This is a genomic window from Bacillus sp. PK6-013 (genome assembly GCF_054161445.1).
On record NZ_CP096417.1, the window covers coordinates 124,325 to 139,970 of the forward strand.

General features: G+C 46.8%; 12 protein-coding genes and 1 pseudogene. 8 read left to right on the top strand and 5 right to left on the bottom strand.

The annotated features are described in order from the left end of the window. The first annotated feature begins 12 nt into the window (after nt 1-12). The 6 genes and pseudogenes from fba to M1E03_RS00650 all read left to right on the top strand — a co-directional run bounded on the left by fba (nt 13) and on the right by M1E03_RS00650 (nt 6,360). Complete coding sequence (gene fba, locus M1E03_RS00625; protein ID WP_023856876.1) at nt 13-891, top strand: class II fructose-1,6-bisphosphate aldolase; 879 nt, start codon at nt 13-15, stop codon at nt 889-891. Nucleotides 892-1,097: 206 nt separating this feature from the next. Then, nucleotides 1,098-2,036 (top strand): DMT family transporter, encoded by a 939-nt coding sequence (locus tag M1E03_RS00630; RefSeq protein ID WP_020453537.1) that lies wholly within the window; start codon nt 1,098-1,100, stop codon nt 2,034-2,036. After that, on the top strand, nt 1,993-3,270 hold the full coding sequence (locus M1E03_RS00635; RefSeq protein WP_103749459.1) for an ATP-grasp domain-containing protein: 1,278 nt from the start codon (nt 1,993-1,995) through the stop codon (nt 3,268-3,270). Before M1E03_RS00630 ends, M1E03_RS00635 begins: the two co-directional genes overlap by 44 nt. 1 nt (nt 3,271) lies before the next feature. Next, a complete protein-coding gene (locus M1E03_RS00640; RefSeq protein WP_020453535.1) occupies nt 3,272-3,838 on the top strand; it encodes a prephenate dehydratase domain-containing protein in 567 nt (188 codons plus the stop codon). Continuing rightward, nucleotides 3,835-5,074: pseudogene (locus tag M1E03_RS00645) on the top strand (DUF6421 family protein). The gene M1E03_RS00640 and the pseudogene M1E03_RS00645 overlap by 4 nt, the downstream one beginning before the upstream one ends. Further along, nucleotides 5,071-6,360 (top strand): valine--pyruvate transaminase, encoded by a 1,290-nt coding sequence (locus M1E03_RS00650; protein WP_103749457.1) that lies wholly within the window; start codon nt 5,071-5,073, stop codon nt 6,358-6,360. The pseudogene M1E03_RS00645 and the gene M1E03_RS00650 overlap by 4 nt, the downstream one beginning before the upstream one ends. 30 nt (nt 6,361-6,390) lie before the next feature. On the opposite strand, the gene M1E03_RS00655 is transcribed toward M1E03_RS00650, so the two are convergent. From M1E03_RS00655 to M1E03_RS00675, 5 genes are read right to left on the bottom strand one after another with little or no spacing between them, the layout of a single operon-like run. Next, nucleotides 6,391-8,517 (bottom strand): cellulose biosynthesis cyclic di-GMP-binding regulatory protein BcsB, encoded by a 2,127-nt coding sequence (locus tag M1E03_RS00655; RefSeq protein ID WP_458110816.1) that lies wholly within the window; start codon nt 8,515-8,517, stop codon nt 6,391-6,393. A 5-nt stretch (nt 8,518-8,522) separates the two neighbouring features. Beyond that, nucleotides 8,523-9,785, bottom strand: coding sequence for a glycosyltransferase family 2 protein (locus M1E03_RS00660; RefSeq protein ID WP_020453531.1), 1,263 nt, complete (start codon nt 9,783-9,785; stop codon nt 8,523-8,525). Continuing rightward, a complete protein-coding gene (locus M1E03_RS00665; RefSeq protein WP_026580369.1) occupies nt 9,778-11,508 on the bottom strand; it encodes a DUF2334 domain-containing protein in 1,731 nt (576 codons plus the stop codon). The genes M1E03_RS00660 and M1E03_RS00665 overlap by 8 nt, the downstream gene beginning before the upstream one ends. Further along, nucleotides 11,498-12,337: a diguanylate cyclase domain-containing protein gene (locus M1E03_RS00670; RefSeq protein WP_020453529.1), complete on the bottom strand. Its 840-nt coding sequence runs from the start codon at nt 12,335-12,337 to the stop codon at nt 11,498-11,500. The genes M1E03_RS00665 and M1E03_RS00670 overlap by 11 nt, the downstream gene beginning before the upstream one ends. Continuing rightward, nucleotides 12,318-13,379, bottom strand: a complete 1,062-nt coding sequence (locus M1E03_RS00675; protein WP_206761232.1) for a lipoprotein YdaJ — start codon at nt 13,377-13,379, stop codon at nt 12,318-12,320. Before M1E03_RS00675 ends, M1E03_RS00670 begins: the two co-directional genes overlap by 20 nt. Before the next feature lie 513 nt (nt 13,380-13,892). Between M1E03_RS00675 and M1E03_RS00680 the strand changes: the two genes are divergently transcribed. Both M1E03_RS00680 and deoC read left to right on the top strand, forming a co-directional pair. Continuing rightward, a complete protein-coding gene (locus tag M1E03_RS00680; RefSeq protein ID WP_458110607.1) occupies nt 13,893-14,831 on the top strand; it encodes a sugar-binding transcriptional regulator in 939 nt (312 codons plus the stop codon). 125 nt (nt 14,832-14,956) lie between these two features. After that, nucleotides 14,957-15,628, top strand: a complete 672-nt coding sequence (gene deoC, locus M1E03_RS00685; protein ID WP_020453526.1) for a deoxyribose-phosphate aldolase — start codon at nt 14,957-14,959, stop codon at nt 15,626-15,628. Nucleotides 15,629-15,646 lie beyond the last annotated feature (18 nt).

Here is a 15,646-nt window from a genome sequence, read left to right on the forward strand (position 1 = left end):
GGAGGGGTGAACGTGGCTTTCGTTTCCATGAAAGAACTTCTTCAAGAAGCAAAGGAACATCATTATGCAATCGGTCAATTTAATATTAACGGCCTTCAATGGACAAAAGCGATTCTACAGGCGGCGGAAGAAGAACGGTCACCTGTCATCGCGGCCGCCTCAGACCGGCTCATCGATTATTTAGGCGGATTTAAGACGGTTTCCGCAATGGTTGCGGCTTTGATTGAGGAAATGTCGATCTCCGTTCCCGTCGTCCTTCACCTTGACCATGGCAAAAATCCGGAGCGCTGCAAGCAAGCGATTGACGCCGGTTTTAGCTCAGTCATGATCGACGGCTCGCATTCACCAATCGATGAAAACATCGCCATGACAAAAGAGGTCGTGTCATACGCCGGAATTCGCAATGTTTCGGTTGAAGCAGAGGTTGGCACCGTAGGGGGCATGGAAGACGGGCTCATCGGCGGGGTGCAGTATGCCGACATCGGTGAATGCGAACGCATTGTCAAAGAAACCGGTATCGATGCTTTAGCAGCCGCGCTCGGCTCTGTTCATGGAAAATATCAAGGCGAGCCTAATTTAGGATTTAAGGAAATGGAAGAAATCTCACGGGTGACGGACATTCCGCTTGTTCTTCATGGAGCTTCGGGCATCCCGGCTGATCAAATCGCTAAAACGATCCGTCTGGGCCATGCGAAAATCAACATTAATACCGAATGCATGGTGGCCTGGACCGAGAAAACGCGCAGCATGTTTAAAGACAATCCCGATTTATATGAACCCCGCGCCTATATGACGCCAGGGATCAGCGCAGTCAAAGAAACGGTCAAACATAAAATGAGAGAATTCGGGTCATCCGGAAAAGCGGTATGCACCCAAAAGATAGAAATATAATCTAGACCCGTATCGCCTCACTCACTTATCGAAGTGAGTGTTTTTTTGTGCGCAGTATTTGTAAAGATATTCTAAAGGTTCAAAAGAATGATTGACTGTAATTGATATAATAGTTATAATTTCCCTCATAATCCATTTTGATCAGAAAAGATTTTATTTTCTGAAAATAAATGACAGCAAGACAATAACAAAATCAGGTGAATGCTATGCGGACAAACGTTTTAAAGTATCGGGTTCATATTTTATTTATCGTATTATGTTTGATCGGCGGGACGACATGGGCTTTTCAAAAAGCCGGGTTGAGTGACAGCCTTCCATTTTGGTCCGCGGGCATGCGGTTTATGATCGCAAGCATTTTGATCGCGGCGTTTCTTTTGATACGAAGGCAGTTTGTGCTGTCAAAGGAACTGCTGGTGCTGTCGTTTTTGAACGGCATCATGTATTTTTCCGTTCCATTTGGATCTGTTTATTGGGCCTCTCTTTATTTGCCGAGCGGGTTGGTGTCTATATTAGCGGCTAGCATTTCAGTCTTTGCCCTGATGATCAACCGCCTTGTCAAAGGGACACCGGCGACGAAATTGCAGAAATGGGGCATTTGCCTTGCGTTGCTCGGCATTACAATCGTGTTTGGCAATCAGCTGTTGATCAAAGTCGATGTTATTGAAATCGTCGCCATGATTGTGATTTTGTGTGCGATGTTTGGCTCGGCTTTTATTCAAATCAAAGTACAGCAGAGAATTCGTTCGCTTCCGATCTTGAGCTTTAACTCCCTTTCGATGCTGAGCGGCGGAGCGGTATTGCTCATCAGCAGCCTCATCTTTGAAAGCGGGACAAGAACGTTTTCCGGCGTGAGCCTTTATGCGCTGCTTTATTTAGCGGTTGTCGGCTCGATATTGGGTTTTTGGATCAACATTTATCTGCTTAAAAAATGGCACATCTCAAAAGCGACTTCCCACTTGTTTATCTCCCCCGTCATTGCGCTTTATATCGGATTTCTGTTTCTGGATGAAAAACTGAATGCGAATATTTATTTAGGAACGCTGTTTGTCATATTCGGTGTGATGTTCATCAACTTAAAAAAAGAAGAGAGGATCGCGAAAATTGACGATACGAAACAAAAACTTGGCCATCATTTGTCAAAATAAGCACTTGCCGTTTATTTTTGAAGAAGCTGAGCATTTAGGATTGAAGGTCACGTTCTTTTACAATTCAGCCGAAGATTTCCCGGGCAATCTTCCGGCTGTGGAACGCTGTGTGCCGCTGCCGTTATTTGAAGATGAAGAAGCGGCGCTGGAAATCGTCAAACAGACATTTGTCGAATTTCCGTTTGACGGCGTTGTGACACTGTTTGAGCCGGCATTGCCTTTCACGGCAAAAGCCGCTGAAGCTTTGAATCTGCCGGGGCTTTCTTTCACAACAATGGAAAACTGCCGCAATAAAAATAATACCCGCAGCATCCTTCAGCAAAACGGCCTGAATACGCCGGTTTTCCACGAGTTCCATACGCTCGCTGATCTCGAAGACAGGAAACTGACTTATCCATTAGTTGTTAAGCCGGTCAACGGCTTTTCAAGCCAGGGCGTCGTCCGTGTTGATGATAGGAAGGAGCTTGAGGAGGCCGTCAGGAAAGTCGAGGCTGTTAACGAGACGGACCTTAATCGATTCGTACACGGCAAAACGGGCATCATAGCCGAGCAATTTATCGATGGGCCGGAATTTGTGATTGAAACGCTGTCGATTCAAGGAAACGTACATGTTCTTTCGATTGGATACAAAGGGAACAGCAAAGGTCCGTTTTTTGAAGAAGGCGTCTATATTGCTCCGGCTCAATTGAAAGAAGAGACGCGCCTTGCGATTGTTAAGGAAGTGACAGGAGCCGTTTCAGCGCTGGGCATTCATCAGGGGCCGGCTCATACGGAGCTGAGGCTGGACAAGGTCGGAACACCTTATGTTATCGAGGTGGGCGCCAGAATCGGCGGTTCAGGGGTTTCGCATTACATCGTCAAAGAGAGCACGGGCATCAATTTTATGCAGCTTGTCTTGCAAAACGCAATAAAGCCGCTGGAGAGCAGCGAGTTTAAAGAAGAGATCCGGCCTGTAAGGACAGCCGGCAATTATATCATTCCTGTACAGGGCTCCGGCACTTTTGAAAAAATCGACGGACTGGAAGAAGTCAAACAGAGGCCGGAGGTAAAGCGGGTGTTTCAATTTATTGGAAAAGGCGCGAAAATTCTGCCGTACCCGCATTTTTCCGGTTATCCCGGATTTATATTCACAAGCCATCATTCATATGAAGAATGCGCAGCTTTCTACCGGGAACTGGATGATGAGCTTCATATCATATATCAAAATAATTTGACGGGTACAATAGGAGGTTAAGATGATCTCGACTAAAGTGCAGGAAGAACAAGCCGTGATGATTGTCCATACGCTCGGTCCCAAAGGCACGAACTGCGAAAAAGCCGGCCTGCTTTGGCTCAAAAACAAAGGGGTCCGCGGGGAAGTCAGGCTTTATGAAACGTTGGAAGAAGCGCTCCCTCATGTTAAATCGACAGAAAATTCAGTTCTTTTAGGCTGTGCCGTTTACCCGTTTTTGCATCAAATTGTATTCGAGAATCTCGCTGACTTAAAGATCATAGACAGTTTTGTGATGCCGACATACAACATGGTTTTTGCCGCAAAACAGCACACGATGGCATCTGACATTCAAACCGTCGCTTCACACCCTGCTCCCGCCCATCTGGCGAAGCTGTTCAGCAGTCAAGTCCAATTTGTCACCAGCAATGCACAAGCGGCCCTGGCCTGCGCTTCAAACGCGGCTGACGGCTGTATCACGACGATTAAAGCAGCTGATGAACACCGTTTGAAAGTCATTCAAGATTTTGGAGAAGTGCCGATGTGTTTTACGATCCACGGGCTTAAATCAATCGAAGGAGGAAGCCGATGACGACATTGACAGGGGACATTGTAAACTTGGTCAACGAGCAGATTGTACCGAACATTCATGAATTACAGACGTACCAAAATGATAAAGGACAGATTACAGAGCGTCGCGAAAGGGCGGAACAGCTTCTGCTGCAATTGATAGAAGACGCTGGAACCATTTATGAAGCGGTTCACCTAACGGCTGCAAAAGAGGCGTTTAAACAGGACGTCTTGGATTGGATCAGACGCGGATTAGAGGAGACGCCGTATTTTGACCGGTTATTGACGGCTTACCGGGCTCCGAATGATCAGGAGACGACCTTTTTTGCGGCGCCGATCGTGACGCCGAATGGGCCACATGCGAAAGGCTGTTATTTTGAAGCCTTTTTGGCCGTTCGTGAAGAACCTGCCATGATGAGGCCGATAGAAGAGGAGCTGCCCCATCCTGAAAACGGCTGCCAATCCCTCAAGCTTCTCGCCGGAACAAAGGGGTTCACGGAAGAAAAATGTATCGTATTCTTCCCGGAAAATGTGAAAACAAAAGAGAACATTACATCACAGACATTCGCGATTTTCTATTTTAATAAGTTTTATCACATTTACCATGAGGATACGCTGAAAAGAGCGAGGGCCATTTTTGAACATGCGCCTTTCAAGTCGGCTCAGCTTTCCCCCGACCGCACATATGAAGCAAGGGTGCTGTGGGGCTACCTTCATGACTATTTTCATCATTGCGGAAAAAAAACCTTTTCATCTGCATATTCAGGCGAAAATGAATTTTTTCGCAGGCATTTTAGAAGAAGTCAAGGTCGATTGCCAAGCGATCCTTACTTTGTGGGAGCGGCAATATGACGGCTGGGAGGAAATAATCGAATTTGTTTTGTATGAACGGCTGCTGCGCTATCCAAGCCAGCATAATGCAACGCGGAATTTTGATTCCGGGACAGGCTATTTTCTGTTCAGCTGGATCATTGAAAACGGCCATTCCATTCAAAGAGGAGAAGAGAAACCCGTGTCGCTTGATCTTTCCCGATGCATGGACGATTTAAAAAAGCTTGTGGCTGAAATCGAACAGCTGGAAGAGATCGAGGATGACTCTGCATACAAGGAGGCGGCGGAACGCTATGTCAGACAATACCTGCCTCCCGGGCGTGAAGGCGAGCGGTTCAGCGTTCCGGAACAATATTTCATTGACGAGATCAATAAGAAAATCGAAACCGCCCGTCTTCGGTTTGAGCGGGAGAGACTGGAAGCGTGAAGCCGGCATTAAGCAAAATCGGAGAGAAAATGAATGAGAAGACAGGGGTCAGGGCTGTGATGAACGATATTCAGGAAGTCCTGGCCGGCGGAGATCGGTCATACATTAATTTAAGTGCGGGCAATCCAATGATATTGCCCGGCGTGTCAGCCATGTGGAAGTCGGCTCTTGCCAATCTGCTCGACGATGACAGGTTTTCTTCGGTAATCGGCCAATACGGATCGAGCTATGGAACCGATGAACTGATTGAAAGTGTTGTCCGCTTCTTTTCAGAGCGGTATCGCGCCGACATTCGAAAAGAGAATGTGCTGATTACAGCCGGAAGCCAGCAGCTGTTTTTTCTGGCGATTAATTCGTTTTGCGGAATGGGAAGCGGGTCTGTGATGAAAAAAGCCTTGATTCCGATGCTTCCCGACTATTCAGGATACAGCGGAGCGGCGTTGGAGCGGGAGATGATTGAGGGGATACCTCCTCTCATTTCGGTATTGGATGATCATACGTTTCGATATGAGCTCGACCGTGAGGCGTTTTTAGAGAGGATGAGGACCGATCCGTGCATCGGCGCTGTCTTGCTTTCACGGCCGAACAATCCTTGCGGAAACATCCTGCCTGGCGAACATGTAGCATTCATTTCAGACGCCTGCCGAGAAGCGAATATTCCGCTGTTCATTGATTCCGCATATGCTCCGCCTTTTCCGGCGATTCATTTTATCGACATGGAACCGATTTTCAACGATCAGATTATCCACTGTATGAGCCTTTCAAAAGCAGGTCTGCCTGGTGAAAGGATCGGAATCGCCATCGGGCCGTCCCGGTATATTCAGGCAATGGAAGCATTCCAGTCTAATGCGGCGATCCATTCTTCGAGGCTGGGGCAGTATATGGCGGCATCTGTTTTGAATGACGGGCGCCTCGCCGACGTGTCGCTAAATGAAGTCAGGCCGTATTACCGCAATAAATTCAAGCTGCTTAAGGATACGCTTTTAGGCAAGATGCCTGAAGACATCAAATGGTATTTGCATCAAGGGGAAGGGGCGCTTTTCGGATGGCTGTGGTTTGAAGACCTGCCGGTGACTGATGCGGCGCTGTATGAGTATATGAAAGCCGACGGAGTCATCATCGTTCCCGGCTCATCTTTCTTTCACCACCAATCCCGCCCCATGGCGCATTCGCACCAGTGTATACGAATCAGCCTAACCGCGGCGGATGAAGATATCATAAGGGGAATCGATATTTTAGCTAAAATTGTGAAGGATGTATATGAGAAGCAGGTTGAATACTTATAAAAAAACAGGGGCTAGAAGCAAGCCCCTGTTTTATTCGTCAATCTTTCCGCCGCCATTGGCCTTTCTTTTTCTCCGCCTGGCGGTTGTCAAAATCAGAATAACCGCTGCCGCTATGATCACGATCAGGATGGCAATGTACATCACATGCTGCTGATTGCTTTCCTGTTTATCATCCGTCTTGGTTTCAGCTGATTTTGCTGTCAGCTGCTGATGGTTTGTAAACAGCTGATGGCTGTCCGTTTCATTAACGACGGTTGCTGCGAAGTCATTGCTGTTTAAAAAGTTGATCATTTCTTTTGTGACAGCTGTGCCTTGCCCTTTAAACGGCGCGAAAACAGCCATCGAGTAATTTGAATCCCAAAGCGATGTTTGAGTAAACGCGATTTGTTTCGTCGTTTCATTCAGCATTTGAAAAGATGACACATCAAATGCCCCGTTTTTCGCCGTCGGAACAGCCAATTCGGATGTTTTTTCCTTCAGCAGAGAGAATTGATCGACACTTCCGATGAAGATGATGTTTCTTCCTTTCATGTCATCCGGTTTGACTTCAGCGGATGTTTTCACTGTGAATGCCTGCCTGGCTTCGCTGCCGAAGGAGCCGACCACAAGTGAAAGTTCATGAAGCTTTGACTGATCCGCCTTGTCGGGCAGGATCATCAGCGTTTTGTTGTCCTGATCTCCCGCGTAGGGAAGCGGCCACTCTTGAAAATCGGCTGAAGCTGACGTGTCGCTGACATGGTAAGACAATGCACTCTGTTTATCGATGAAAATCCACTTGTCACCGTTCCCCGCATAGCAGGGGTTGTTCTCTTTCAACCCTGAAGTGGCAAATTGAATATCGATGTAACGGTTTTTTTGCAAAAGTTTCGGATCGACTTTTAAAGAAACATGGTAAAAGCCGTTTTTGTCTTCTTTTCCTAAATCGTCAAGTCCGACGGAATGAGGCTGACCATTGATCATGACCTTCAGCTCCGCCTGTTCCGCAGCTAAGTCGCTTTGACGGGCCTGCTTTTGAATCGTCTCCGATTTTTTCATCGTAAGCGAAAGCTTTGCAGGTTGATTCTTGTCTAATAGCGCCGGTGCGGGGTAATAAAAATGCTCGGAAGATGTCTGTCCGGACCCGATTGTCAAATCCCCCGTCCCGAAATCCTCGAGTGTCAGCTTGCCGCCTTCCCGTTTATTATGCTGCTGAAGTTTGCCGATTGCCAGCGTGTCGCCGCTGAGCTGGGCGGCATACGTTTTATCGGTAATGACGCTGATCTTTTCAGAAAGAACATCATCAGATGATGCAGCTGCAAACAATACAGGCTGTTGCTTATCCTTTGCTTTGAGCATCCGTTCCGCAAGCAAAAGCTTGTCTTCTTTTGCTTCGAGCTTTGCTTGTTTCAACAGCTTTTTCACTTTGCCGCTCCAGTGATGCTGGACGCCGATCACAATCGTCGGCCTGTCGATTTTCGCCAGGTCAGATTCACCAAAGATCTTCGTGCTGATGCTATTGTCAACCGTTTTAAGGTAGGCTTCTGTTTTAACTGCAGCTTCGATTTCAGCCGAACTTGGATGGTCCGGAATGACGATTGCCGTTTTTTCCACGGAGCTGCCGGACTGGGCGAACGGATAAGGATAATGTTCGAGCGTCACTCCTTTAGATTCGTTCTTTTCCCCGATATTCAGACGGCTGTCCGGGTAAATTTTGATCCAGTTCCCGGAAGAGTCCTGTCTGACGCAGACGCCTTCATAAACCACTCCGTAGAACTTCAGTGATAGGCTGTGAAACCCTGGAGACGACTGGCTTTTGTTTAGTGTGAGTTTCAGCGTTTTCTTCCCGGCATTCCCTGCAAGCTTAACCGTTTTGACCGGTTCGCCATCAATCTCGGCTGTTAAAGAAGACGGTGAAATTAAAAGGTCTGAGGCCTCGTATTCAAGTGTGAGCTGCTGATGGGCAGAGGAGGCGCCCGCTGGAATTTGATACGTCAACTCGGCGCTGTCTTTTGCCCCGTACAAGGTTAAGAGATCGTTTGTAAGAACTTGCTGTTTGGCTTGTTCCCGGCTGTTTTTCCCGAGGATCGAGCCGTCTACTGTAACGTCTTTGGCAGCTGCAGCTTGTCCCGTCGCCGTGATCAGCATAAGGCTTGCCAGACATATGATGATATATTTCAAAAAAGTCACCCGCTTTTCTTTTGATTGTATCGTTCTGTTTTGTACCATTTAACCTCTTGCTTGAACAGGCGGTGCTTGATTTCGACGAATAAAGAATAAATCACGAGCGCAATCCAAGCCTGCGAGTATGTAAAGTACATCAGAAAAACGATGAAAAAGTTCTGCCTGTTCATTTCTGTTTTTTCGATGCTCAGTGTAATCATGACCTCCGTCATAAATAGAAAGAAAGCCAAAACCCATAAGATGATAGACAAAAAACCGAATGAAAGATGCAGATTATAAAATAAATTGATCACAAAAAGCGCATTTGACATGATGACGCCAAAGAAAAACAAAAAATACGTAAAAAAGAAATAAAACAAATCAAAAATAATCCGTTTCCTCTTCAGCTTGAAAAATTGAGCCAAAAATTTCAGGACGACATACTGGTTGCCGCGCGCCCATCTTGTCCGTTGACGCCACCAGACTTTCCACGTTTCCGGCTCCTGCTCCCAAGTGACGGCCGCCGGGAAGAAGCGGATGTGGTAGCCGAGGTTGTAGACCCGGATCGTAAGCTCGGTATCCTCCGCGAGCGCCTGATCGTCCCAGCCGCCCAGCTGTTCGATAATGCTTCTCCTGATGGCGAAATTGGTGCCGGGGATCGTGGCGATTTTGAACCATTTCCATCTCCCGCCCTGTGCCATCCATTGGAAACAAATCGTTTCGATGTTGATAAATTTTGTGAGCAATGTTTTCGCCGCATTGATGACGCGGAATTTTCCCACCACTGCTCCGGCTTTCTGATCATTCATGAGCCCGAGGACAAGGTAATAAACAGCCATTTTTTCGGGCGTGTTGTCGGCGTCATACACACAAATGACATCTCCGCTTGATTCGGCAAAACCGCAATTGAGCGCCGTCGATTTTCCCTTTCCGGCATGCGGAGGTTTGGTCACGACCATTTTAATAAAGTCGTATTGTCTGGAAAACTCACCTACAATGTCGCCCGTCCGGTCAGATGAATTGTCGTTGATGACGATAATCTCCAGCCGGTCCTTCGGATAATAGAGATTCACCATCGCCTTCAGCGTCTGCCGAATCACGACCTCTTCGTTATGCGCAGGAATCAGAACGCTGACCTTCGGAAGATCCTTCACGTTCTCTTTCCACTTCGGCATGTTCCGTTCGAAGGTCATATAGTGGCGGAATCCGCCCTGCATCAGAAACATGTGATACAGAAGCATGACCCATATTAAGCTTAAAGAGACTAGGAACAGAACATTACCCACGGTTTTTTCTCTCCTTAAAGATTCGTTTTTTTAATGTGGCTCTCAAGTAAAGGGTATAGCTCACAAACATGACAACAAACAAGAGCACAATAAGAGAGAGAATCCAAAGCGCCTTTTCCAGCGGGCTTTGCTGGTGATGATCGAAAAACGTCTCAATGGCGCTGACTTTGCTTTTAACTTGAATCGTTCCATCTCCGCTTGTGTGAATTTCCACTTTATCTGTTTTAACGGTTTGCTTTGTCTTTTTAATATCGAGCCATTCGCTGTTCGGAATGCGTTCCATTTGATCAACCAGCTCAGGGAGATATTTCATTCCAAGATAAGGATGATAAAATGCGCCGGCTACTCCGCCTTCAAAATCGATCATTTGAGAGATGCGTTCCTCGACTTTGCCGAGCGGATTTTGATCCGATTGATCAACATAGCCGATGGTCTCAGGATAGAGCGTCATCCCATGGAGTATTACTGGTTTGGTAACAAAAGGCCCGGCGCCTGACGTTTTCCATGTTGTATCGCTAAGCTGAACCTGGCCTAACAAGCTTGTAAAATACTGTGAGGCGATCTGATAGCCGTGCTCTGACATCGTATAGTGCGGCGCTTCAAACGCGAGCGGATACAGTCCTTCTGCGGTGAGATCTTCAATAGCGTTCGTCAGCTTCTGCCGCGTGTACGTTTCCTCATTTTTTCTGAACGGCTTCAAATAGTTTTGATATGCTTCTTCATTCGGAAAGTTCTGTTCCTTTTGCAAAAGGGTCGCGGGCTCTTTCGCATTTTGCGATGTGATCGGCTGATCGGCTTTAGCATCCCAAAACTCGAATCCTTCACCGGTTTCGCTGTAGCGGTATGTATGGGTATACCCGTGAACAATTACACTGCCGCCCATATCCTGCAGCTTTCTCAGCACGTTGACAAGCTTCGGCTTTTCAGACATATAGACTTTGTCGCCCGTTTCAGGATTGACATATACCGGAATCACAGAAAGGATAAAAGGAATATTTCGTTTATGCAGATAAGCCCCGGCTTGGAGCAGCAGTTTTTCATCCGACATTGGGCTGATATCCTCAAGCCGCAAATATAACAGCGTGCTGTCCGGGGTTTCACCAAATGCCTGTCTGAGCAGCTTAGCGGCGAGGAGGTTGTTGTTGAGCAAATCGGTTAAACCGATGTACACGTTACTTTTGCCGGTTTTCCATGCGAATGGGCGAGCTTTTCCGTCGTCAGCTTTGTATGTGTACAACGCTTTTCCCTTCAAGCCTGATACCTCAAGGACACGAATTCCGCTTTCTAAAGAGGTATCGTGTTCCTCATTTGTGCTGCGAATCTGATACACATTGTCTTCGCTTTTCAGCGAAAGATCTGCAAATTGGCTGAACTGCCCGGCGTTAAAGCCGATCGCTGTCACAGGTTTTTGGAAGGAGCTGATCAGCTGCGCGAGCTTTTTGTTCAGCTTTCTTTTCGTTTGTCCGTAATAGATGACGCGGTCTTTTCCTGCCAGATCCGCAGCTTTGACATCCGCATCATTTACAACGGTCACATGAGATGTAAAATGGCCGGCGATAAGGTCGAGCATTTTCACATCGGCTGATTTTTTGCCGTCCAATGTTGAATAGATGATGAGAATGCCGCGCTCCTGCTGCTTTGCCCCGGCGGTGTCCGGAACATGAAAAACCGCAGCCAGGATAAGGACAGCCGCGCATAGAAGTAATATCCGCTTACAGTTCATTCATCATCATCTCGTTTTCTAGTTCTTCTAAAAATTGCTCAGCAGTCTTTAAATCGTTTTGATATGATAAGTGGCACACGTGGAAGGTCAAGGTGACATACTTGCCGTTTTTCAGCTGGTATGTGTCCAGCTGTTTCTTCAGTTTTTCAAGGACGGCAGGCATATGCTCAGCAGGCGTGTGTGTCAGCAGGATGCCAAACCGCTCTTCGGCAGGCCGGAATTTTTTATCCGTTTCCCGGACACATGATCTGATTTGACTGCTGACAAATTGAAAGAGACGGTCGGTTTCTTTTTCTCCGTACAGGGATTTGAACTCTTTGAAATAATGCATTTGCAGCAGTAAAAAAACAAATGAGTTGCCATACCGCTCTGCCCGCTTGATTTCTTCCGAGAGCTCCAGCTTCATCCTCTGTTTATTATCAAAGCCTGTCACCCTGTCAATTGCAACGAAGCTATTGATCTCGTCTTGAAGGTGTTTGACAGAGCGGTGAAGTCCGATCGCGATGTCATGGATTCTCCCTGACATGAAGGAGAACAGCAAAAGCGCTATTCCCCAGATGACGAGGGTTTGCAATTCCGTTTCAGACGAAGCGTCTGTGTGAAGAAACATCATCAAAGTTCCGAGAACAAACAGGACGATGATCGTCCCAGCCAGTGCGTAAATCGATCCGAGCCATATTCCCGCTGCGATGATGGCAAGTGTGATGCAAATGATGAGAATGGATTCGGACTGCGGGGCTGAGACATAATGGATGAACAACGCAAGAGCTGCTGCTATTCCCGTCATATAAGCGAACATTTTTTGCGAATCATTGAATGATATTTTCATTTAAAAGCTTCCTTTCGGCTAATAGAGGCAGCAGGTTATCAAAAGAATGCGTATCATTTCCGCTCATATATCCCCCATAATACGTCTCAGACGAATCAAGAATTTCAAAATCATTCATTCGATCATACAGCGCTTTGATGACGTCTTGATCTTCGTTTTGGTTGATGAAAAATAATATCGCCAAAGCGTAGACGGATGGAGATTCGTATTGAACCGCCGGCTTTTTTGTATCGATCGAGTACCGGCCATACAGTTTGCCGCCGGTTTGAAACGTCTGTTTGAGCCAATCCGCTAATACAGCGGCTTTTTGATCCTTCGGCGGTAAATGCCAAGCTGTGTAAAGCTGATCAATGAGATTGACTTCATGGTCATAGGTGTATGCTTTCGTTTCTGTACTGTACACTTTCGGGAGAAAACCGTTTTTCAAAGGGGCGCGGTAAAGAATGTTGGCGTTCCGCCTTTCGGTATCCTTATCAATCACTCCGTTTTTTTTCAAGACGGATAGCGCATCTGGCATGATATAGGAAAGCGTGATATCCTTTGATGCGGATTGAGAGGCGGAGTCGTAAAAGTCCGTCAATATCCCGTTGTTCATGTTGTGCGTTTTTAATGCGGAACCGATGTTCAGAGCGGTTTGTTTATACTCGCTGTTTCCCCATAGAGCTGCCGCTTGATCGAGGCTCACCATGATTCTGAGATCATCGATCAAGGCGTTTACCCCGCTTGCCTGGCCGTTTTGGATTTGCCATGAGACCAGGTTGTTTTTCATCAGGAAGGATTCGGTCAGGTGCTGATATTGCTCATGAAAATGCTCGCCGTCTTTTTTACTGATCAAAAATTCCATCCACAAGCCAAGCGATTCCGACAAGTAAACAGGCTGGTCAGAAAAGCTGGTTTTAATCAGTCCCTGATCGCTCATTAAATGATGGTAAACGAAGTGTTCGGCAGGCTGCAGCGCTTCATCATTTTTGTCATCATCTGACTGATCTTCAGCTTTGATACAACCGACGGCCAGACTGGCCGATAAAAAGCACAGGATCATACCAATCCATATATACCTCACGGGTGCTTTCACGATAGATCACCCCGAATGTTTTTTTTGAGAATAATTTTGACTTACTTATTATAAATGAAAAAATGGAGATTGCTAGATTTTTTTGATCTTTTTGGACTATCCAAAAAGAGGACGTAAGTCCAATAATAAAATGTTTTTCCATCAATAGAAGGATTTTCGTATTGATTTTCATAAAAAAATACCAAAGGAAATAAACGGAGGACGTGAATGGATAGCCTGTGTGAGACCAGAGCAACCAGAAAAAATCTTGGTGAGGTATTGATTCAGCTATGAGATGAAACCGTGTTTTACCGGCGGACAAGCGCAGCTGAAGAACTGACAGCAGAAAAAGATGTATATATAAAGGATAAAGATATGATATGAACACATATAGTGGCGCATGGGCCGGCATACTGGCCGTCTTTTTGCAATTCAGCTGGATGAGAAGGAGCATGAACCTATATAATATGGGTTAAAGCGTTACTAAAGGGGAGGAACGTGATGGACAAGGAAAAACAGCAATTGAGCATTGAAGCTGCGAGGCTCTATTATCAGTCTGACTACAGCCAGCAGCAAATCGCCGAACAGCTGCAGATTTCAAGACCGACGGTATCAAGGCTGCTGCAGTTCGCCAAGGAAAAGGGGTATGTCCAAATCCGCGTCATGGATCCGTTTGAAGATATGGATGCGCTCGGTGCGATGCTTGAGGAAAAATACGGGCTCCTGGAAGCACATGTTGTTTTTTCACCGACCGCGGATTATACGACCATCACGCATTATCTCAGCCGCTTCGGAGCTGAATACATGCACGGCGCAGTCAAGGACGGCGACATTGTCGGCGTCAGCTGGGGAACGACAATGTACCAAATCGCCCAAAATATGCAGTCCAAACAGGTGAAGGGCGCAGAGGTCGTACAACTGAAAGGCGGAATCAGCCACTCCAGCGTCAATACCTATTCGTCTGAAACGATTCAGCTGTTTGCCGAAGCTTTTCAAACGATGCCGAGGTATTTGCCGCTTCCGGTCGTGTTTGACAATCCGGAAGTCAAACAGATGGTAGAGCGGGACAGGCACATTAAGCGGATCATAGAAATGGGCAAACAGGCGAACATTGCGTTATTTACAGTCGGCACAGTCCGTGATGAAGCCCTGCTGTTCAGGCTGGGGTATTTTCATGATGAGGAAAAAGCCCTTCTGAAAGAACGTGGAGTCGGCGATATTTGTTCGCGCTTTTTTGATGCGGAGGGAAACATTTGCAGCCATGCTATCGACTCGCGGACGATCGGCATTGAATTGGCTGACTTGAGGGAAAAAGAACGGTCGATTCTCGTAGCGGGCGGCAGCCGGAAAAAAGCCGCTATTCATGGTGCACTAAAAGGCAAATATGCCAATGTGCTGATTATTGATCAGCATACGGCGAAAGAACTGCTAGATGATTAAAGTGTCCAGGAAGAACAGCCTGGATTTTACTTTATTTTCTATTGAACAAAATTTCATATGGTAATTTACATTTGTTCAAAAATCGGTTATGCTGAAACTATCTTATACAAAGGAAGTGCTAGTATATGACGATTGCAAATCTCATTGATCATACAGCATTGAAACCGCATACACAAAAATCCGAGATTGAAAAATTAATAGAAGAAGCGAAAACACACCAATTCGCTTCAGTTTGCGTCAACCCGACATGGGTTGAATTTGCCGCCAAAGAGCTGAAAGGAACGGAAATCGATGTTTGCACAGTCATCGGTTTTCCGCTGGGCGCCAACACGACAGAAACAAAAGCGTTTGAAACGAAAGACGCGATCGCAAAAGGCGCGACAGAGGTGGACATGGTCATCAACATCGCCGCTTTAAAAGACGGAGACGATGACTTTGTCGAGGCGGACATCCGCGGAGTCGTTGAAGCCGCAAAAGGTAAAGCGCTTGTTAAAGTCATCATTGAAACGTGTCTGTTGACAGACGAGGAAAAAGAGCGGGCTTGCCGCTTGGCTGTTGCTGCCGGTGCCGACTTTGTCAAAACTTCAACCGGGTTCTCAACCGGCGGAGCGACAGCGGAAGATATCGCCCTCATGCGGAAAACAGTCGGACCCGACATCGGTGTCAAAGCATCCGGAGGCATTCGAACAAAAGAGGACGTTGAAAGCATGATCTCAGCCGGAGCGACCCGGATCGGTGCAAGCGCAGGCGTTTCCATCGTCAGCGGAGCAGAAGGAAAAAATGAAGATAACTACTAAGATCCAGTGCGGCGGGAA

What these genes read in the sequence shown, in the direction of transcription:
- M1E03_RS00630 (WP_020453537.1), top strand. Translation starts at nt 1,098, where the DNA reads ATGCGGACAAACGTTTTAAAGTATCGGGTTCATATTTTATTTATCGTA.
- M1E03_RS00640 (WP_020453535.1), top strand. Translation starts at nt 3,272, where the DNA reads ATGATCTCGACTAAAGTGCAGGAAGAACAAGCCGTGATGATTGTCCAT.
- M1E03_RS00665 (WP_026580369.1), bottom strand. Translation starts at nt 11,508, where the DNA reads ATGAACTGTAAGCGGATATTACTTCTATGCGCGGCTGTCCTTATCCTG.
- M1E03_RS00670 (WP_020453529.1), bottom strand. Translation starts at nt 12,337, where the DNA reads ATGAAAATATCATTCAATGATTCGCAAAAAATGTTCGCTTATATGACG.
- M1E03_RS00675 (WP_206761232.1), bottom strand. Translation starts at nt 13,379, where the DNA reads ATGATCCTGTGCTTTTTATCGGCCAGTCTGGCCGTCGGTTGTATCAAA.
- M1E03_RS00680 (WP_458110607.1), top strand. Translation starts at nt 13,893, where the DNA reads ATGGACAAGGAAAAACAGCAATTGAGCATTGAAGCTGCGAGGCTCTAT.
- deoC (WP_020453526.1), top strand. Translation starts at nt 14,957, where the DNA reads ATGACGATTGCAAATCTCATTGATCATACAGCATTGAAACCGCATACA.